The organism is Thermosporothrix sp. COM3, assembly GCF_059696735.1.
On the sequence record NZ_AP019376.1, the window covers coordinates 2,635,803 to 2,655,589 of the forward strand.

General features: G+C 55.1%; 17 protein-coding genes. 8 read left to right on the forward strand and 9 right to left on the reverse strand.

Features of this window, described 5'->3' with window-relative positions; translation table 11 throughout:
- Positions 1-72: 72 nt before the first annotated feature.
- The 3 genes from KTH_RS11425 to KTH_RS11435 all read left to right on the forward strand — a co-directional run bounded on the left by KTH_RS11425 (position 73) and on the right by KTH_RS11435 (position 2,812).
- Positions 73-879: an RIO1 family regulatory kinase/ATPase domain-containing protein gene (locus KTH_RS11425; RefSeq protein ID WP_497618648.1), complete on the forward strand. Its 807-nt coding sequence runs from the start codon at positions 73-75 to the stop codon at positions 877-879.
- A gap of 145 nt (positions 880-1,024) precedes the next feature.
- Complete coding sequence (locus KTH_RS11430) at positions 1,025-1,753, forward strand: GNAT family N-acetyltransferase (RefSeq protein ID WP_497618650.1); 729 nt, start codon at positions 1,025-1,027, stop codon at positions 1,751-1,753.
- A gap of 246 nt (positions 1,754-1,999) precedes the next feature.
- Positions 2,000-2,812, forward strand: a complete 813-nt coding sequence (locus KTH_RS11435) for a class I SAM-dependent methyltransferase (RefSeq protein ID WP_497618651.1) — start codon at positions 2,000-2,002, stop codon at positions 2,810-2,812.
- 22 nt (positions 2,813-2,834) lie between these two features.
- Here KTH_RS11435 and KTH_RS11440 read toward each other — a convergent pair whose 3' ends face one another.
- Positions 2,835-3,788, reverse strand: a complete 954-nt coding sequence (locus tag KTH_RS11440) for a phosphotransferase family protein (RefSeq protein WP_497618653.1) — start codon at positions 3,786-3,788, stop codon at positions 2,835-2,837.
- A gap of 240 nt (positions 3,789-4,028) precedes the next feature.
- Here KTH_RS11440 and KTH_RS11445 point away from each other — a divergent pair, with 240 nt between their 5' ends.
- Complete coding sequence (locus KTH_RS11445; protein WP_497618655.1) at positions 4,029-5,072, forward strand: outer membrane protein assembly factor BamB family protein; 1,044 nt, start codon at positions 4,029-4,031, stop codon at positions 5,070-5,072.
- Here KTH_RS11445 and KTH_RS11450 read toward each other — a convergent pair.
- Positions 5,004-5,630: an SRPBCC family protein gene (locus tag KTH_RS11450; RefSeq protein ID WP_497618657.1), complete on the reverse strand. Its 627-nt coding sequence runs from the start codon at positions 5,628-5,630 to the stop codon at positions 5,004-5,006. The two genes, KTH_RS11445 and KTH_RS11450, sit on opposite strands and share 69 nt — an antisense overlap.
- 302 nt (positions 5,631-5,932) lie before the next feature.
- Between KTH_RS11450 and KTH_RS11455 the strand changes: the two genes are divergently transcribed.
- Both KTH_RS11455 and KTH_RS11460 read left to right on the forward strand, forming a co-directional pair.
- The gene (locus KTH_RS11455; protein ID WP_497618659.1) at positions 5,933-7,237 is read left to right on the forward strand and encodes a DUF190 domain-containing protein; all 1,305 of its coding nucleotides are present in this window, start codon (positions 5,933-5,935) and stop codon (positions 7,235-7,237) included.
- On the forward strand, positions 7,234-7,584 hold the full coding sequence (locus KTH_RS11460; protein WP_497618661.1) for a DUF190 domain-containing protein: 351 nt from the start codon (positions 7,234-7,236) through the stop codon (positions 7,582-7,584). Before KTH_RS11455 ends, KTH_RS11460 begins: the two co-directional genes overlap by 4 nt.
- On the opposite strand, the gene KTH_RS11465 is transcribed toward KTH_RS11460, so the two are convergent.
- Together KTH_RS11465 and KTH_RS11470 are read right to left on the reverse strand one after the other, a co-directional pair.
- The gene (locus KTH_RS11465) at positions 7,535-7,933 is read right to left on the reverse strand and encodes a VOC family protein (RefSeq protein ID WP_497618663.1); all 399 of its coding nucleotides are present in this window, start codon (positions 7,931-7,933) and stop codon (positions 7,535-7,537) included. The two genes, KTH_RS11460 and KTH_RS11465, sit on opposite strands and share 50 nt — an antisense overlap.
- 292 nt (positions 7,934-8,225) lie before the next feature.
- A complete protein-coding gene (locus KTH_RS11470) occupies positions 8,226-8,909 on the reverse strand; it encodes a TylF/MycF/NovP-related O-methyltransferase (protein WP_497618665.1) in 684 nt (227 codons plus the stop codon).
- Positions 8,910-9,186: 277 nt separating this feature from the next.
- Between KTH_RS11470 and KTH_RS11475 the strand changes: the two genes are divergently transcribed.
- Both KTH_RS11475 and glyA read left to right on the forward strand, forming a co-directional pair.
- The gene (locus KTH_RS11475) at positions 9,187-10,752 is read left to right on the forward strand and encodes a hypothetical protein (protein ID WP_497618667.1); all 1,566 of its coding nucleotides are present in this window, start codon (positions 9,187-9,189) and stop codon (positions 10,750-10,752) included.
- A 31-nt stretch (positions 10,753-10,783) separates the two neighbouring features.
- Positions 10,784-12,169, forward strand: coding sequence for a serine hydroxymethyltransferase (gene glyA / locus KTH_RS11480; protein ID WP_497618669.1), 1,386 nt, complete (start codon positions 10,784-10,786; stop codon positions 12,167-12,169).
- 18 nt (positions 12,170-12,187) lie between these two features.
- On the opposite strand, the gene KTH_RS11485 is transcribed toward glyA, so the two are convergent.
- The 5 genes from KTH_RS11485 to KTH_RS11505 all read right to left on the reverse strand — a co-directional run bounded on the left by KTH_RS11485 (position 12,188) and on the right by KTH_RS11505 (position 19,780).
- Positions 12,188-13,543 (reverse strand): DEAD/DEAH box helicase, encoded by a 1,356-nt coding sequence (locus KTH_RS11485; RefSeq protein WP_497618671.1) that lies wholly within the window; start codon positions 13,541-13,543, stop codon positions 12,188-12,190.
- Positions 13,544-13,873: 330 nt separating this feature from the next.
- Positions 13,874-14,665, reverse strand: a complete 792-nt coding sequence (locus KTH_RS11490; RefSeq protein WP_497618673.1) for an ABC transporter permease — start codon at positions 14,663-14,665, stop codon at positions 13,874-13,876.
- A 6-nt stretch (positions 14,666-14,671) separates the two neighbouring features.
- Entirely contained in the window at positions 14,672-15,652 is a 981-nt protein-coding gene (locus tag KTH_RS11495) for an ATP-binding cassette domain-containing protein (RefSeq protein WP_497618675.1), read from the reverse strand.
- 16 nt (positions 15,653-15,668) lie between these two features.
- Positions 15,669-16,634 (reverse strand): LLM class flavin-dependent oxidoreductase, encoded by a 966-nt coding sequence (locus KTH_RS11500; protein ID WP_497618677.1) that lies wholly within the window; start codon positions 16,632-16,634, stop codon positions 15,669-15,671.
- Positions 16,631-19,780 carry a lantibiotic dehydratase gene (locus tag KTH_RS11505; protein ID WP_497618679.1) on the reverse strand — a complete coding sequence of 1,050 codons (3,150 nt, stop codon included), beginning with the start codon at positions 19,778-19,780 and terminating at the stop codon, positions 16,631-16,633. The genes KTH_RS11500 and KTH_RS11505 overlap by 4 nt, the downstream gene beginning before the upstream one ends.
- Positions 19,781-19,787: the final 7 nt, after the last annotated feature.

Below are 19,787 nucleotides of genomic sequence, written 5' to 3' on the forward strand. Positions count from 1 at the left end.
GAGGTGAGACGATGAAAACACAAACCACAACAACGCCATTCTTGCTTGTTTTTATCAGTAAAGGAGGATTCATTGTCGAAAAGAAAACGGCTGCGCGAAATCGAAGAGCTTGAAGAACTGGAAGCCCTGCAAGAACGTGAACAAGAGATAGTCGATCCCATTCAAGCTCTCCTCGACTCTTTTTTTGCCGATGGTTTGATTACCGAAGTTCTCCATGTGGTGAAAAGCGGGAAGGAGGCAACAGTCTATTGCTGCCGCGCTCATCCCTCTCTGGGAATTCCTTATGTCGCTGCAAAAGTCTATCGCTCCCGCCAGAATCGCGGCTTCAAAAACGACTCGATCTATCAGGAAGGCCGCTTTGTCAGTGATCAGAGGATCAAGCGAGCGATGAAAAATAAATCCAGTACAGGGCGTGAGGCACAATTCAGTATGTGGATCGCGCACGAATATATGATGCTTACCATGCTCTATCAGGCCGGCGCGACGATTCCCCGGCCAATCACGCACAATAGCCATGCGATCCTGATGGAATACGTGGGCGAACCACAACAGCCCGCACCCGCACTTCAGTATGTGCAGTTGGCTCCCGATGAGGTGTACCCGATATTCGCTCGTATCATGGATAATATTGAGCTCTGGCTACAGCATAATGTCGTGCATGGCGACCTCTCGCCCTATAATATTCTCTATTGGAACGGCCAGGTCACGATTATTGATTTTCCTCAGGCCGTTGATCCACGTTTCAACGCCCATGCCTATAACTTGCTGGCCCATGATATCGGTACCATCTGCACCTATGTCTCGCGGTATGGCTTGCAGCGAGATGCAGACGCAATAGCAAGACGCCTCTGGCACCAGTTCAAGAACGCTCGTCTCTAATAGTCATCTCTCAAACAATGCCTCCCGAAGCCTGTGCGGGGGGCATTTCCCTCCCTCTGCTTGTCGGATTATAGCCCACCTGCTATACTGACAACATTTCAACACTACTATTGGAATACTACTATATGCAGAAAGAGTATGACGCATGCTCGCACGACGCATTGAAGAAGCAGCCCTGAATAGCTGGCCCGCACAACAGCAAGCTTTCCTTGATGGATGGATCCTGCGCTTTGCTAAAGGATATACCAAACGAGCAAACTCCATCACCCCGCTCTATCCCTCATTTCTGCCCATTCAGGACAAGCTCGCCTTTTGCGAGAAGCTCTATAACAAACAGGGGCAGCCGACCATCTTTCGTCTTCTCTCTTTTCAGCCAGAGATTCAGGCGCTCGATCAAGCACTGGACCAGCATGGATACCACTACCATGAAACGACGCTCGTTTTTCATACCAGGCTTGCCACACCAACCACTGAGCCTTCTATCCAGACCGTTCCACGTGAAGACTGGTTGGCACTGTATGCACATTTCAGTCGTGTTCCCCTCGCGCAGCAAGATCGTCACCGTACCATCCTTGCGCGGATTCTTCCCGAATCACTCTTTGCTGTTCTGTACGACGAGGGCACTCCCGTGGCCTGCGGTCTGGGCGTGCTGGAAAACGGCCTGTTGGGCCTTTTTGATATCGTGACCGATCCTGAACAGCGCAATCGCGGCAACGGCACGCGCCTTATCACGGATATGCTCGCGTGGGGGCACGCTCATGGAGCCACTGAAGCCTATCTTCAGGTAGTGGAAACAAACGAGATCGCGCGCCGCCTGTACACTCGCATTGGCTTCCAGGAACTTTATCACTACTGGCATCGCATCCAATCATAGAGACAACGCGCTTCTACCCATTTTAGCGGGAAAATAATGAATTTTATGGGGAGAAGGTGGCAGGAAGTCAGCTCGGTTTAGCAATAGTGGAATTGCTGTTACTTCCCGAGAAGGCTGGACCTTTTTTTCTCATTTTAATTGTAGCACAGTTTGTCAAATAGGGCGCCGTGCTTTTTGACGGTGTTTCTCAGTTCGGTCTGCGCTATACTGGAACACACCATGACATAAGAGAAAGGATCGTTCCCCATGACATCTGAACCAACTTCTTCCACACTACATGAAGAGACACGCCGGATCTGGGATCAGAACGCCTCGTTCTGGGATGCAAGCATGAGCGATGAGGGCAATGACTTTCAGCGCCTGCTCGTTTATCCAGCAAGTGAGCGCTTGCTTCAGCTACAACCCGGTGAAACTGTACTCGAACTCGCCTGTGGGAACGGCGTTTTTGCTCGGCGTATGGCACAGAGTGGCGCTCATGTCGTCGCGACCGATTTCAGCGCCACGATGATTGAACGAGCACGCGCCCGCATCGCTCCAACTGATCAGATCGAGTTTCGACAGGTTGACGCAACTCGCGAAGAAGAACTGCTTGCTCTCGGGATCCGGCGCTTCGATGCTGCGGTCTGCAATATGGGCATCATGGATATGACCGAGATCGAGCCTCTGATGCGCGGCATTCGTCAGGTGGTGAAGCCCGGTGGTCGCTTTGTCTTCACGCTCAGCCATCCCTGCTTCAATCATTCTGGCATCTCCCTGGTTGCAGAAGAAACGACGATCAATGGCGAAATCAAGACAACTCATGCTGTCAAAGTTATGACCTATCTGAGCACCAGCCCACAGAAAGGCGTGGCGATGCAGGGTCAGCCTGTTGCTCAGTACTACTTCGATCGTCCGCTGCACCTTCTGTTCAACGCCTGCTTCCGTGCTGGCCTGATGCTGGATGGCCTGGAGGAGCCGGCCTTCCCCTCATCCCCAAAGGAAGCGCAACGATCATCGTTTGACTGGGCACACTATGATGTCCCGCCCATTCTGGCGGCTCGCCTGCGTATTCCAGCCTGAGCAGAGAGGGGATCTTCCCCTCTCAAAGGGACACCCACAAGACCGCCTCGACATCTTCGCGGATAACCCGCACAAGGGCATGGGCAAACGCGTCCATCCCCTTGCATTGTAGCTGATCTGCAAGCATTAAAAGCGCAAGGCGCAGGCTGGCAAAGCACACCTGCCACCTGTAATCAGCGGAGAGCGGCATCACCTCCTGATAGCCCTCCAGGAGCTCCGTTTCCAGCCGCAAAGGAAAGACCTTCGCCTCACGCAAGCGATCGCGCAGATGAAAATAGCCTATGTCCTCCCAACGACTGGCCCCCTGAGCATCGGTCAGGTCAATGATCCCGGTGTAGCGCCCATTCTCCTGATAGATATGGCGGATGCTGAAATCTCCATGCATCAGATACCATTGCTCGTCTCCGGTATCGTGCATTTGCAGCGCCCGTTCGAGCCTGTCGAGCTCCTGAGAAGAGAGCACCCCGTGACAGATGGATAGCATGTTCTGCCAGTTCGGATGTTGCTCCGACCGAGGCGATAAAGCAGCCTCAGTGAGAAAGAGATCATCCGCCGACTTCAGTTCACGCAAACGACCGTGCTTCCGTACTGGCACCGAATTGATACGTGCAAGATCTTGCCCGGCCTCTCTGGCAATGGCTTTCAAGGTCGCCTCGTCGAGAAAGGCCGATTGCATCACCGGTTGCCCTTTGATCTCGCCTGTAATCAGGAATGAGCACTGCACTGTTTCATCAAAAGGCGCGTAATAGATGATATCTGGAACCCTGACGTCCAGCTGGCGCAGCCGGGTATGGATTGCATATTCTGCGGCAAAGGTATCATCAGGATCGGGTAAAAAACGCAGATAGTACGTCTCATGGCCAGATACGATTCGATATACCAGCGTGCTACTCCCTCCGGTTGCCGCTTCTATCCGGCTCACAGGACCGGGTAGAACCCGCTGTACGACGGCTTCAATGGCCTCCCTCTCGATCATAGAGTATCCTTCCTTGAGCAAAAAACAATATACTCCTTTACCTTACCATAAAATAGAGCATTCTCATACAATAGGTCAAATGTCACTTTCAGTGCTCCTCTTCCTTACGGTACGCTAAGGTAAAAGGAGGACCATACAATGAAGCAGCACATGCGGCAGCGTATTTCACTGCTCATGCTCATTTTCATCTTGCTGAGCGGTGTTATCTCCTGTGCATCACCAGAAAGAAAGAGTACGCTCATGAGCACGAATCAGACAAAGACGCTTTATATTGCAGCCGGAACAAAAGTCTACTGTGTGAGGGAAACAGATGGCTCGTTCTGCTGGACACACGATTTCAAAGAGCCGGTCGACCAGATCTACGCCACGTCACAGAACGTCTTCGTACAGACCACAGCACCGGCGCTCTATGCTCTCGCCAGCAAGGACGGCCTTCTTCAATGGAGGCATCCGCTCACAGATCTCCTCCCATCACAGCTCTTTGTGCAAGGGGATCTCGTTTTTATCGGCGCTTACCCGACCGGCTTCATGGCCCTGACAGCCCACAATGGAGCCCCACGCTGGCAAACATCCGTCCCTATAACCTCCAATAGTATTGGCTTTATCGGCAGCGAGGGTGATAGCATTTATGGTTACAGTGATGGCACGATTTACGCCCTCCGAGCGGACGATGGACATATTCAATGGAAGAAAGAGCAGCCATATACATTGGGCGAGGATCTCCTTCTGATGAACGGCAACCTTCTTATTCCTGATATCAATGGCGAAAAAGTTATTGAGCTTCGCGCCAGTACTGGAGCCGTTGGAGCTACGTTCCCGGGAAATCAAGTCGTGAGCTCTCAGGACTTCCTCTTTCTCTCAAGAACAGCTTCCCAGAAGCGGCAAACCAGCCAGGAACTCTATGCCCTCCATAGAAGCGATCAGCAGGAACTCTGGAAGAAAACACTGAACGCAAATGAGCAGATCAGATTTCGCAAAGGCATGCTCGGCGAGCGCTATCTGTACGTTGTGCGGATAGATAGGAACATGAAGACCGTGCTTCAGGCTGTCGATCTGAAGACCGGCGACAATGCATGGACCTGGACACCACCATCAGAGAGGCCCGATATCGACCCATTTTCGGTATATTATAGCAACGAACACCTCTATATCAGCACGCATAATTCCAGTGTACCCTATCCCGAGAACGAGAAGAGTCTTTTGCAAGCACTCGACTCACAGGGCGGCGTACGCTGGAAACAGGCACTGAATGAGCGGATTCTGCGCGTCGTCCTTCCCGTGTAGCACGGCGTTCAGCACGAAGCCCATAGCATCCTTTTTGCTTGCTATGGGCCTTTTCTCTGCAATATGTCTCGCGAAAGGATGCCTCAGTGCCCCCTTCAGAATAGCGGTGGGCAACAAGATTGAGCGAGACATGGTGCTCAAGATAGGCTTTGAGGCAGCGAGCACCAGTGTAAAGCCACCCACTGACTCAAGTGCATATTGCACTACCTGATCACCATTTCCGCTGAAGCCGCTTTCAACGATGCAGACAAACGTCGCGCCCTCGCCATGCGGCGTGAACGTCCATTCAACCTGGGTCGGCGTGCTCTCTTCACCCCACTCAAGCAGAATTCGCCGCGGCTCCTCCACGGCCTTCACCCGAACCCTGGCCGACGCCTGAAACATCTCCCATTCCCAGAGTACTTCCCTGCCCGCTACCAGGAGGCCACTGCCTCTGGTAAACCAGAATGCCGCCGTCTTTGCAGGATCAACAAACGCCTCAAATACCTCCGCGATCGGTCGTCGAATGAGCATTGCAGCCTTTGCTTCGGGCACCCGTATAAGCTGAAGTTCTTGCATAGAGATCACCTCGTCGTTTCAGAGCACCTGATAGTACAATATCGAGCAATCAGAAGTACACTCTCTCCTGAGCGGCACTGCTTTCATGCTTCCATACATACCCTGAAATAACTTCTCGTATCTTGCTCTTTCACCGTGTTTCCCTCTTTTCCGCACATACTCTTAAGCATAGAAGAGAAGCACCACACCAGTCCAATACTCTATGCTATACTGGGAGTGTATTGTTTCTGCCGATGAAGAACGAATAGATCCGCTTACACTCTTTCTGCCCGATAGCAAACGCAGAAAGGAGGTCAGCACCTGTGGGTTTGCTCTCTCAAGGAAAGGCACAGGAACTCACACTCTATTGTGGGGAATCCGATCAATGGCACGGAGAGCCGCTTTCTGTCGCGATTGTCAATCTGGCGCGAGCGCAGGGCTGTTCAGGAATTACCGTCAGTCGGGCAATTGCCGGTTATGGAGCGACCGGGCGCCTGCATCACAGTGGAGCCTGGCAGTTCTCCTCGGATGTTCCGCTCATCATCCAGATTATCGATCAGCCAGAACGCATACGTCGCCTGCTACCACAGCTTCAGGAGATGCTTCAGGGGGGCCTGATGACGCTGCATGAAGTTGAAGTGCTTGCGTACAGCCACGCTACTCCGCATGGCATCCCGACCCATCTTACCGTACAGCAGATCATGGAAACGGCACTGACGACAGCTCCGCCAACGGCATCTGCACAGGAGGTCATACAACTGCTGCTTCCCGCCCGCTTCCGCGTCCTGCCGATTGTTGACGAGCAGCAGCGCCTGCTTGGCATCATCAGCACAGGCGATCTGATCCGTACAAATGTCCTACCCGTACGACGAAGCGCCCTGCGAACCGCTCAGGAGCTTGATGCGTCACCACCAACTTCCAGGCAGACACTTCAAGCACAGGATATCATGAATCGGCAGGTCCAGACGATCACGCCAACTAGCTCGCTGAAAGCAGCCGCACAACAGATGTTGACGACCGGGCGCAGACAGCTCCCTGTGCTGGCAGAAGATGGACGACTCCTCGGTATGATTACCAGAAGCGATATTCTGCTTGCAACTGTTACCAGTCCACTGATGTCCGAAACGATACAGTCTGAACAGCAGCCCGCTCAGCCTAGCTCAGGTTCGCCACTTGAGAGCTCCGTCATGGCGATTGCCGCGACGACCTGCCCGACCGTTTTCACCCGGGACTCCACGGGAGCGGTCACCGATGCACTGGTGCGTTCACCACTCAGGCGCGTCTTTGTGCTCGATGAACAGCGCCACCTTGTCGGGATTATCGCCGATATCGATGTGCTGACACAGATCCAGGCCGAGAGCCGCTCGCGCTTCCTCCGCTGGTTGGCCAGTTGGACCCGGGGTAGACCAGAATCAGCCTCACAGAAATTCGGGCCACGCGCCGACACGCTGATGAACAGCAGCCTTGTCACCATCCCGGAAACAGCAACCATACGAGAGGCCATTGAACGCCTGCTGCATGCCCATCACACCGTTATCCCTGTTATCGATGCCGATCGTCATCTGAAAGGCTATGTCGAGCGCTCGCACGCATTGCGGCTTATCGCAGAAGAGGAGCCTTCAACATGAGCACACATCGATGGATAACCGTACCCGGCAAGCGCCTGCGCATCCTCATAGGTGAAGCAGTCGAATGGCAGGGACATCCCGCTTACCGGGTCATTGCGAAGCAAGCGCAGCAGCATGGAGCGCTTGCTGTCCTCATTTCGCGTGGGATCGAGGGCTTTGGGCCCCGGCACCATCTAGAAACAGAGCGCTTCGTTGAGGTTTCGGTGAACCTGCCGATCAGCATCGAGATACTTGACACCATCGAGCATATCGAGCAGGTACTGATGCCGCTTGCCCCGATCCTGCGGGAACATCTGGTTACGCTGACTCCTGTGGAGCTGTTGCTTGAAGAGACAACGGGCAACTGACCTCAAACAGAATATCGTCGAGGGCGGTAAAGTAGAAGCCGTAGCTCTTGCGAATCTTGCGAGGTTCATGCAAGAACTGTACGCCTTCGGCGACAAGGCGCTGATAGGTCTGTTCGACCTGCTCGGGCGTGTCAAGCAAAAAGCCGATATGGAAGCCATCGGGATAAGGGCGCATCTCTTGCCGCATCGCCTGCGGGTTCATCAGAACGAGCGTGAAGCCGTGCTCATCGGAGAGCACTGCAAGGGCTTCTTTGTGCTGTTGAAGCAGGCGGAGATCAAAGCAGCGCTGAAAAAAGGAGCATGCTTCGGGAACGTTGGAAACACAGAGATTGAGATGGTTGAGTTGCATAGTATCCTCCAGAAAGCGGAGGTGTGGGCATGAAAGGGGCGTCGATAGAGCGCAAGACATACCGAACCTCCGTAATACAGCAAAGCAATAGTTTATTTGCTGATTGTCGGGGTCCGAGCGTTGTTGCGCGGACAGTTACTCCCGAATGATCAGGAGCGATCGGGCTACCTACCGATCCAGCCTTTTCGACGTTCGGAGTATATCATGCTCACCTCACATCTGTCAAGAAGATCCATCCTTTTGCGCTCCCTCAAGGAAGGACATCCCTTCAGGGAGCGCGTCATCTCACCCGCTATGCTTCCTCAAAGGAGCGAAACACGATAGCCTGCCCGGTCGCAAGTACCAGCGGTTTCGCGCGTCTGGTACTGAAATACTCATCCACGGCCTGCCGCGCTCCCGGACACGTGGGCAGCGCGTAATCATCGCACAGCAGAAACCCGCCGACAACAAGGCGCGGATAGATGAACTCACAACAATCGCGATACGAGCTATAGAGGTCTACATCAACATGCGCAAAAGCAAAGCGTACATCCGTCTCCAGCTCAGCAAACGTATGAGGGATCAGGCCCTGATGCAACCGCACCTGCTCCGGATATGGCATCGCGTTCCGAACACGCTCTATACTGGTATCGCCGAAGTGCCCTCGTGCATAGGTATCTCTTGTCGGGTCAGAGTCTGGCATCCCTTCAAAGGTATCAAACAAATGGAGCGTTTTCGCGCGGGCCTCATCCGTTTCTCCAAGCAGGCGGTTGAGCAGCGAAGCGCTCCCCCCTTTATAGACACCACACTCGATAAAGTCACCCGGCAGAAACAGCGCCTGCCGGGCCAGCATATACAGCACATAGACTTTCGCAGGAGAAAGCAATGTGGAGGAAGCCATGCGATCATAGATGTCTTTAAACTCGCCATAGCCAAGCCAGGGGCTGAAATTTGGCTGATAGAAGGCCTCATCAGGGAGAGTGACATGTTGCTCCATATCCTATTCACCTCTTTCTTTCGCATGCGCGCTACGTTTAAAACATCTTGAACGGTATACGCATTTCAAGTAAAAGCAAACAGCGAAGTATCTTTTTCTTGACGTGTATACTATTCATATGTTAGTCTATATCAGGAAACAATATTTTGCAATATTTTCCTGAAAGATAGCTCTTACAGGATTTATTAATAATATTTCTGAATACATAGATAGCCCTTATAGAATATCAATTCCTTGTTCTTCTCATTTTTGTTGGTGTAGTTTTGGAGAGAAAAGCGTGAACGAGTCAGGACAGCATTCAGTTCCGACCTATGGGGGAGAGGTCGAAACTCTGGCGGTGCAGTGCGGCACATGGCGGTTATTTCCTCTGGACACCCCTGCCCAAAAACAGGTACAGGCAATCATCGAGAAAGAGAGGGAACATGCCGTCCAACCGGTAAACCTTGATTACGATGAAGCGCAACACATTCTTGAGTTTCAAGGAGCCGTCTCATACCATCTCCCGCAACTGGTCACCATGTATCAGCAAGCGATCGCTACCACCTGTCGGCTTCTACAACGGCAATGTCAGGCAACCCTGCTCTCCTCATCGTTTCATCCCTTTGAAGATCCCGTTGAGGCCTATCAACATGTCGTGCCCAAGCCACTCTATGACCTGTTTCGTGGCTATCGTCCTGGCCTATCCTCGGTTTCACTCGATACGCTGAAGAAGATCTACCCGACCGAGCCCGAAAGAGGGCGAGGCTGGTGGCATGAAATCGGTTCACTGGCTGCTTCTGTACAGCCCTGGAATTCGTTGACACTGGAGCAAGCCGCCTCTCAAATCGCTGTTCTTCAGGCCTGCGGGTGGATGTTCACACTACTGACAGCCAATGCGCCTTTCTATCGAGGTAAGGTAACAGGCAAGCGAGATTATCGCCTGGAAATCTGGAAAGGGCGAGGAATGCTTGCTCGCAGCCGCTACCTCGCGGATCGAGCCAATGCCAAAAATCTGCCCTCTAAACCAATGGGGCTCACAGACTATTACGCCTATGTCTTGAAATCTCAACGCCCGATGGTTATTCCTCAACGCCAAAAGGCGCACCACAACTATAAGCTTGCCTTTCTGGGGGTTGTGCAGCCAGAGGACTGGCAGGAGTTCAATACGCTGACCTATCTTCAGGCCGAGAGCATTCGAGCAGTCGATATCGAAACCGGCGAGGAACAGGAGGTCCGCCCGAGCGTCGCGCATATCTGCAACGGCTTTGATTTCCTCTACTATCCAGGCGGGGGCGCACGCATTCGGATACACCTGCCAGAAGCCGACCGACTTGACCCACGCCTCTTTGCTCAGGCCATCAAAACGCGAAATGAGCCTCTTTTGCATGAGTTGCTTCGCGAGGCAAAGGTGCACATGGGCTTTATCTGTGCTGAGGGCCGTGCCTCTGCAACCGTCCTGCCCACCCAGAAGCACCCCGGTTGGGAGCGCCTGAGCATCCCTTTTGTGCTTCAAACAGCTCTGATACGCAGCCATCAGGAAGTGTTCGCCTTCCTGGAAAGCACGCCGCTGACCTGGCATGACCTTACTCGCCTGCTTCCAGCACGCTGCAATGCGCGCAAGCACGGCTTCGCGACCCAGATCAAGGGCATCGACGCGACCGAGCTGGCACGCCATATCTGGATGATTGCACGCCAGAGCCTCACCGAAGAGGAACGCTCGCTTGTTCGCGATGAGATAGATGAGATCCTGAACAGACGCATGGCAGCCGCAGAAGAACAGCTTGCCCTCTTTGAGATGCTCTCGCTGCGGTATCCTCGTACACAGGCCCTGCTCAAGCTGGTAGAACAGCTTTGCATGGGATAACGTATCGGAAATCAAGAGAAAGGCGTGGAAGATGTACAACGATATTCTATCAGAGTTTGCTTCATATGGGCATACACGACTGCAAACAGAAGATGAACAGCTCCATCATTTGTTAACGCAGGAATATTATCGTCAGCAAGAAACCCTTTCCCTGATCGCAGCAGCCAGTATTGCCGATCCCTCGGTGCTCGCCTGTGAAGGCACGGCTACAAACAACGTCACGACTGAAGGCTATCCGGGAGCGCGATTTCATGCGGGGTGCGAGGTTATTGATGAGATTGAGCGGCTGGCAGTTGAGCGAGCGAAAGTAGCCTTTCGAGCTCACTATGCGAACGTGCAGCCCCACTCGGGCAGTAGCGCCAATCAGATTGTGCTCTTCAGCGTGCTCAAGCCGGGAGACACGCTGCTCGGGCTCGATCTTCACGCGGGTGGGCATCTAACGCATGGCTCAAAGGCATCCATTTCAGGCAGATACTTTCAAGCGATCGGCTACAGTCTGACCCCGGACGGTTTCATTGACTATGAACAGGTTGAAGCCCTCGCCTGGCAGCACAAGCCACGCCTTATCATTTGTGGTGCAAGCGCCTATCCCAGAACGATTGACTTCAAGCGCTTTCGGGCCATTGCCGATTCAGTCAACGCCTATCTGCTTGCCGACATCTCGCATATCGCGGGTCTTGTCGCGGCTGGAGAGCATCCAAGCCCGATAGACGAGGCCCATTTTACCACGACCAGCACCTATAAACAGCTCTATGGGCCACGGGGCGGGCTGATTCTACTTGGCAAAGATCATACAGCGCTGGCACCCGATGGGAAACACACCATTGCCGACATGATCCAGCGAGCGGTTTTTCCCTTCGTTCAGGGCACACCGAGCATGCATAGCATCGCAGCAAAGGCGCGGGCGCTGGCCCATGTTGTCACGCCCGAGTTCCGGGAACTGGCGCGACGTATCGTCAGCAATGCCCGGGAACTGGCCCGGGAACTGATGGCACGCGGGTACAGGGTCCTTACCGGCGGAACCGAGAATCACCTTGTCCTGGTCGATATGCGGGCCAATGGAATGTCTGGACTGGTAGCAGAAAAGGCGTTGGAAGAATGCGGCATCCTTATTAATAAGAATCGCATTTTCGGGGATACCAGAAGCGCGCAGGTCACCAGTGGCATTCGTTTAGGAACAAATAGCGTCGCTTTGCGTGGCATGGGCGCCGAAGAGATGAAGGAGTGCATCGCACTGTTTCATCGCGTCCTGTCAGCTCTAGAGGTACAGGATGACCGCCACTATACCCTTGACCCTGAACTCCGAAAAACGGTACAGGACGACGTGAAAGCGCTCTGTCGGCGCTTTCCCATCCCACATTATCCGGTTGTCCCTGAAGCGATGCCAGAGCAACAAAAACGCGCCCGGCTTCTCTAGTCGGGCGCTGAGTTGTTTCTATGCGCGAGGCGATGCCGAACGGCGTGACCCATCGGAAGCCAGAAATGCGGGTCGCTTCCCTGCTTTTCTGCGGTCACCCTTCATAAACGGGCGTTGTCCAGCGGCCTGCTCTCGGCGCAGTGGCTTGCGCATCTCGGTACGGCGAGCGCGCTCGCGCACAAACGGCTTGCGGTCCTGCGGGACAGGCAATTCTTCCTGAACCGGCTCTGGCAGCTCGACAGGAGGAAGTGGCTGCTCGTCCTGAAGCATAAAGCGCTGCAACACCACTTTCTGGCCCAGACTGTGCGCCATGCGTCGCCAGCGAGGCACATCAGCCGGTACCAGCAGCGTGATTGCTTTGCCCTGCTGACCCATGCGCCCGGTTCGTCCGATGCGGTGTGTGAATAGCTCGCTGGACTCAGGCAGCTCATAATTGATTACCTGATGGATGCCCTTGATATCGAGGCCACGCGCCGCGACATTGGTCGCAAGCAGTGTCTGTACCTCGCCCTGCCGGAAAGAGCTCAATACCTTTTCGCGAGCTCGCTGACTCTTATCACCATGCAGTGTCCCGACGGCAAAGCCAAGCTTGTTCAACTGCTTTCCGAGCCGCTCAACACCGTGTTTTGTCTTGCCAAAGATCAGGCTACTGCCGCCCTCAGAGGATTGCAGCAGGGTACAGAGCGCGGCCATTTTCTGCTCTTGCGACACCTGATAGGCGATCTGTTCAATCGTGCTTTGCCCGCTCTGTGCAGGCGTAATGAGAACCTGAACGGGATCTTTGAGGAACTTCCTCTGAATCTTCGCGACCCATTCCGGCATAGTGGCGGAGAACAGAGCCATCTGACGCGTCTCCGGGGTTGTTGCCAGAATCTCTTCGATCACCGGCGCAAAGCCGCTATCAAGCATCTGGTCGGCCTCATCCAGCACACAGATGCGCAACTGGCTCAAGGACAGGCTTCCGCGCTCAAGGTGGTCCATAATACGGCCCGGCGTTCCGACCACAATCTGAGCACCATAGCGCAGTGACGAGATCTGGCTACCATAAGGGCGCCCACCGACCAGCAACGTCGTTGACAGCTTGCGGCTTCCCGCCAGCTTGCTTAATACCGTGTTTACCTGAACAGCCAGCTCACGGGTTGGTACGAGGACCAGCGCCTGTACCACACGCTTCTCTTTCGCCAGCCGCTCCACCAGCGGGAGACTATAAGCCAGCGTCTTGCCTGAACCGGTCGCGGACTGCCCGACGAGATCATGTCCACCGAGCAAAGCAGGAATAGCCTGAGCCTGAATCGGCGTGGGTTCTGTAATCCCCATTCTTGCCAGAGTGTTACAGGTCGAAGCTTGCAAAAGAAGGTCTTGAAAAGATGGCATTAAAAATCCTTTCGGCCAACGTGCCCCTTGCGGACACATTATAGCTACCTGTCAACAATGTGCTGACAGGGCATACCAGGAGCAGGCCGTATAGGATGTAGGAGCAATGCTGTGAACTGCTATCAGAATACAAACACAGGAGAGATTCATCTATAGAGAGGATTGCTCAGACTCTTTAGTGCCTTTTTATAGTCAACAGGCCTATCACTAACTACCTGCCCGATGCCATGCAACAGTAATAACTTCTGCATTGTATCAGACAATCTCCTCACCGTCAAGCCCTGCCCAGAACCTGGTACTTTTACACGCTCAAGTTCACTTCCGCCTGCCTCAACGATTTTGTTCGCTTCGCACAAAGACCAGCGTCCCGATCAGAAAGAAGACGGTGAAGAGCGCCACCATGACCAGCAGATTGAGCGCGGGATGACCCAGCACCACCAGCGGGTATTCGCGCTGCCCTGCGTAGAAGAAATTCCGCGCAAGATCGACGGCATAACGCAGCGGCATCAGATACGAGAGCACATCCAGGTACCACGGCAGGGTCTTCATTGGCGTAAAAACCCCGGCCAGAAAGAGCTGTGGGAAGATAAAGAATGGCAGCACCTCGGCTACCGCCCGCTGGCTCTTGAAGCTGGACAACAGGAAAAGCCCGAAGCTAGCTCCAAGCAGGCAGGAGCACAGTGCAACTGGCAGCATCAGCAGAAAGCGAAGAGGCGTCAGCGGAATGCCGATCAGCAGACCAAAAAGCAGCAGCGCCAGTGCCTGAAGCAGCGCCACCAGCGATTCGCCGAGGATCTTTCCGAAGATGATCGAGTAGCGCGAGATAGGCGCAACAAAGAACTCCTGCGTGAAATTCGTCTCCCGCTCTTCCACCAGAGAAATAACGCCGAAGCTCGTTGATTGAAAGAGCGTCTGTACAAATACCCCCGTAAAGATAAAGGTCAACAAATTGTACCCCACGCTCTGCCCCAGATTGAGTTGAAAGCTGGTGCCAAGCATACCGACGAAAAAGAGCGGGAAGGCCAACGTCCCGAGCAGGCGGAGCGGCACCCGAAAGAACTTCAACACGTCGCGATAGGCAATCGTGAGAATTGCATGTATTTCGCTCATCATTCTGCTCATAATGCATTACTCCCGACCATCCGTAATGTGAAGGTAGGCTTCTTCCAGTGAAGGGGTATAGGTCTCGATCACCGTCAGTGGCGTGGTAATGGAACGGAGTGCCCGGTGAAATTGCTCTTTGCGCACCAGCAGCTTCACGCGTCGCTCCACGCTGAACGGGAGCCCGAGCACTCGAAGCTCGGCAAGCAGGCGTTCCCGATCGGCAGCATCAACCAGCATATATTCTTGCAGGAGTGCCTCCTTGATCTCCGCGGGAGAGCCGAACGCCACAATCTTTCCCTTATGCAGAATACAGATCGTGTCCGCCTGCTCGGCCTCTTCAAGATAATGAGTTGTCAAAAAAATGGTCAGTCCATATTCACTCCGAATGCGCTTCAGATAGCTCCACAGGCGGGCACGGCTATGCGGATCCAGGCCAGCGGTTGGCTCATCCAGAAAGAGAATCTCAGGACGTTGGAGCAGGCTACGCATCACCTCAAGCTTGCGCTTCATCCCGCCAGAATAGGTGCTGACCGGGCGGAAGAGGTCGCGTTCCAGCTCAAAGAGCGCCGCGAGTTCCATCACGCGCTTGCGATAGCGCACAGGCATCAGGCGATACGCCGGACGGAAGGGATAGAAGCCAAACAACGAGGCATGGAACCGCAGATTTTCCTCGCCAGTCATATGCACATCCAGCCCGGGCTGTTGAAAAATTACGCTGATCTGCCGCCGCACCTCACGAGCCTCACGCACCAGATCAAGCCCGGCAATGGTGACCCTGCCACTCGTCGGGAGCAGCAAGGTCGTGAGGATCGAGAGTGTCGTTGTTTTCCCGGCCCCATTCGGCCCCAGAAGCGTAAAGAACGAGCCTTGCGCAACTGAGAAGGAGATCCCTCGCAGGGTCTCCTCTCTGGCCTGCTTATAGCGCTTGGTGAGCCGCTCAACAACAATAGCAGCCGGCTGCTCGGTTCGTTGCTGCTCCCGTGCTTGCTGTATCTGCGATACCATCACGCCTCCCGTTTTCTCATAGAGCAAACGCCCAGGCCAACAACTCATAGGAACGCACACGGGCGGTATAGTCCGGGCAGATAGTCAACACAACAAGCTCATCAACAGCATAGATATCGGCCAGCTTGAGCAGCCTCGTGCGCACCTGTTCGGGTGTCCCGGCAACCATCAACAGTTCATGCTCGCGCAAAAATGCCTGATCCTGCTCGTCGTATTCGTAGCGCAGCGCCTCATCCAGTGCTGGCAGCCGCTCGCATGGTAGCGCCCGTTGCGCCCTGATCGCTGTCAACCAGAAGACCCGCGCAAGCCGGTGCGCTTCCGCCTCCTCTTCCGCACAGATGACGCGCACGGCCAGACTCGCACAGGGCTCAGCCTGCAAGGCGGAAGGGCGAAAATGGGCACGATAGGTTTGCATCACTTCCGGGAAACAGCGCTTCTGGATAAACTGGGCGAAGCAGTAGGAGAGCCCGAGGGACGCGGCAAGCTCCACGCTCTTTGTGCCGCCGCCAAGCAACCAGACACGCGGAGCGCCGCATCCTTCGGGCATGGCTCGCACCGTTGAATCGGTGGCTGTCAGGAAATGGAGTAAGGCGCGTATCTGTTGGTCATATGGCTCATCGACGCCCCGCTTGAGAGCTGCCATCGCCTCTGCACTGGCTCCCGGCCCCTGACCGATACCCAGATCAATACGCCCGGGATAGAGCGCGTGCAGCAGGCGGAAGGTCTCCGCGACTTTCAGCGAACTATAGTAGGGAAGCATCACGCCGCCGCTTCCCACCTGAATAGAGGACGTTTGAGCCGCGATAGCCGCAACCAGCACTTCGGGCGAGGCGCAGGCCATCACCGGGTCACTATGATGTTCTGCAACCCAGAAGCGCGTATAGCCGAGCTGTTCGACAGCTTGAGCCAGCGCCACACTTTCACGCACGGCCTGTGCCGCCTCAGTATAGACCGGAAGCTGATCCAGCACGCTTAATTTCACGATTTGCCCTCCTTTGCGATACGCCGCTTCTGCACGCTCTCAAGCGCATGCCGCCAGCAGGCATAGAGCGTGCGTTCCTGCTGTAGATCCATACCGAGCAGCCGATTGATATGCATATGCGCCAGGCTTTCCAGAATGAAGGGCTCGGGCATCCAGAGCGCACCTTTCTGAGCCAGTTGTCTGATATGGCTGGCTGTTTGTCGCACAATGCCCTCGCGATCCAGACTCAGTTCACATAGCAGATCGCGCTGCGCGTCAGGCTCTCCCTCAAGGAGCGCACAAAATTGCTTGCGCAGCGGCCGGAATACGTCGCTTGCTTCGTATTTCCGGGTGCGCTTCTGAAGAAACGCCAACCGCTCAGCAAAATCATAGCCCCACTGCTCAAACAGACAATCAAGCGTGAACACAGCCACCAGCTTTGTATCAAGCGTCAGTAGCCCGTTATAGAGTGCCACAACCAGCGCCGAGGTCCGTTCGCTATCGCCCGTAAACACCTGCTCAAGCGCATCGATTGCCTCGGGACCGCCATAGCGCTCAATCTCCCGGTCGTAACTCTCCATCACGATATTGCTGATGATGCCACGTCGGACCAGTTCCCGGGCCCAGTCCAGCACTGAGAGCAGCACCGTTTCCTGATGCTGCTCACTGCTTGCATGAAAGCGCACACGCAGATGCGGCGCGGGATCGGCATAGCGCAGGAAGAACCAGCGATCAATCAGGCACGCTTCCTGCAAGGCGGCAACAAGCGTGCGCAAGGGACCAGCGATCACCTCATCATGCCGCCCCGGCACAGTGTAGAGCTTCAGATAGGTCCACGCTTCACCTGGCAACTGACGTCGCTCAAGCTGCGAGACCGGGCGCGGCGGATAGACCTTCTGCTGTATCGCTGCCTGCTCTGAGGATCGTTGCAACAGAGCACGATCGCGCAACAGAACCGGCACCACAAGTTCGGCCACATAGGGTTGTCCCTCGGCGTTGCGAAGCCAGAGGTGCGAGAAGTCGGGTAGCATCTCCTCAAGCCGCAGCCCATCTTTCGCCTTCGTCAGCTCCTCACGCAGCTCCGCCACACACAACGGGTGCTCAAGATCGAGCAACAGCCGGTTATCAAAGTGGCTCAAGTAGACATAGCGCGGCACCCGCCAGAGCTCACGCCAGCGCCGGACGCCCCGGAAGAAGCGTTCCTGCTCGCTTCCGTCTCCGTCCAGCTCGATCATGGCAGGACGCAGGTTCCAGCGCGCAGGACTGAGAATCATCTTCCCCCGCGTCACTCTGGGCAGGAACGGCGCGGATGCCATCATGCCCCAATCAAAGAGAGCTGGCCCGGCCATCCGCTGTTCTGAGATTTCCAGCAAGAAACGGCACACATTGGGAGCTCGTTGCAGGTTCAGCAGGTGGCTCTGCGTCACAATCACCTCTTTGCCGAGGCTCCTGGAGCGCAACGAGAAGCGTTCACCCACAACGCCTACCACAAGATCTTGCAATGAAAGCACATGTCGAGCTGATGGCGTGGTATTCAACACAATCTCGTAGTCGCGCAAATCGGGACGGATAGCAACATTTGCCCCCCGTCCGAAGATTGGGAGATAGCTCATCTCCGCAAAAATGACATCCTCAGAAAAGAGGGCCTCTTCCTGTCTGGTATAGGCTCGTAACCGATTCAGCCCATACTCGCCGAGGACATCAAAGAAGCGACAGAAGGTTCTTCCCCCATAGGAGAGGCCAGAGGGCGCGATCACGCCTACCCATTCTCCTCGATCGATTGCCTCGGGTGACTCGGCCTGCACCTGCAAAAACAATTCAAGCGCGGGTGGCGGCGCCAAATGTTGCCCGTCCGGTTCCCAGAGCGTCAATTGCTGCACCAGCTCATCTGTCAAATGGAGATTGTCGTGCCCCTTTTGTAGCGTTTCCGCCAGGAGTGAACAGAGGAGCTGATCCCGTTTCTCCGAGCGAGCACGCTCCATTGGTGGTAAGGCATAGCTACGAGGCGGTTCCAGATAGCCCGGGGGCGCGTCGAGTCCCATTTCCGGGCTGAGCAGTTCCAGGACCGGGACCTCCGCATCCAGCCCGTAGCGCTCTACAAAGGCGTGCGCGTACTGCTGCAAGTGTGCGGAATAGCCCGACGCTGTTGACAGGCGCATCAGCACCTCGACCGCTTCAGTGACCTCTTCGCCGATCTGGCGATGCAATTGAGGTCGCTCCAGATGCAGCGCAACATCAAGCTGAAATGCCTGCCCCTTCTGATTCGGCAGAAGCTGCTGCTGCTTGTATACCAGGCGCTCTAACGGCTGCTCGGCGCGATCAACCGCCCCCGCCAGCTCGATCACCTCTTCAAGTTGTGCCGCCAGCGGAGCCGTCTGCTCAAGCTGCCGGAGACGATCCAGCACATAGCGCTCGGGCTGCGCTGAGGTCAGCGGGGGTCTCAGATCGCTGATCAGGAAATGGTTCTCCCACAATTGCCGCAGCAGTTGCTCCACCTGTTGCGGTGATGCGGTCGGAAACGCCTCCTGCACCTTTCGCGCCAGATGCACATAGGGAAGAGGCTCACGCGCCGCTTCCAGCACAAAGCACACAACCGGCGTCGCACGCAGCGTGATCGAGCGCGCGTCACCAATTCCGTAGACATCTGCATGGGGAAGTACGGCACGATGTCCGGCCACGAAGACGGCTTGATTTGCCTGAACTCGCAAACAGGGCACAAGTTCGGCATCCTCTTCAATCTGCTGGATCAGCGCCAGAAGCCAGCTCATGTCGGGGCGCGTTCGGGTATGGTGAAGCAGCGGACTCCCGGCTTGAAGTGTCGTCTCATCGCTGAACGTGCCTACGGCAACGCCCGCGAAGAGGCCAAAGGGAGTGGGGCGCATGCACATGCGGTTGAGGTAGCGCAGCACTCTGGAATACGCCCGCTCACGTCGCCTGGTGGGCGCGTTCTCCTGCATATACGCGATTCCCTCGAAGATATCGGTACTGGCAACACGCAGCGCCCGCTCAACCAGCGGCAGGGAGACCAATCGACGCGCCTCCCCATAGGTGTGCTGATAGGCTTCGTCTGGCTGGCGTACTTCCTGTGGGAAAAGCTGTAAAAAGGTCTCAGCAGGGAGAAGAGGACAGCGCACCAGAAAGAAATTTGCCGGTTGATAGATCTCCATAGACTCT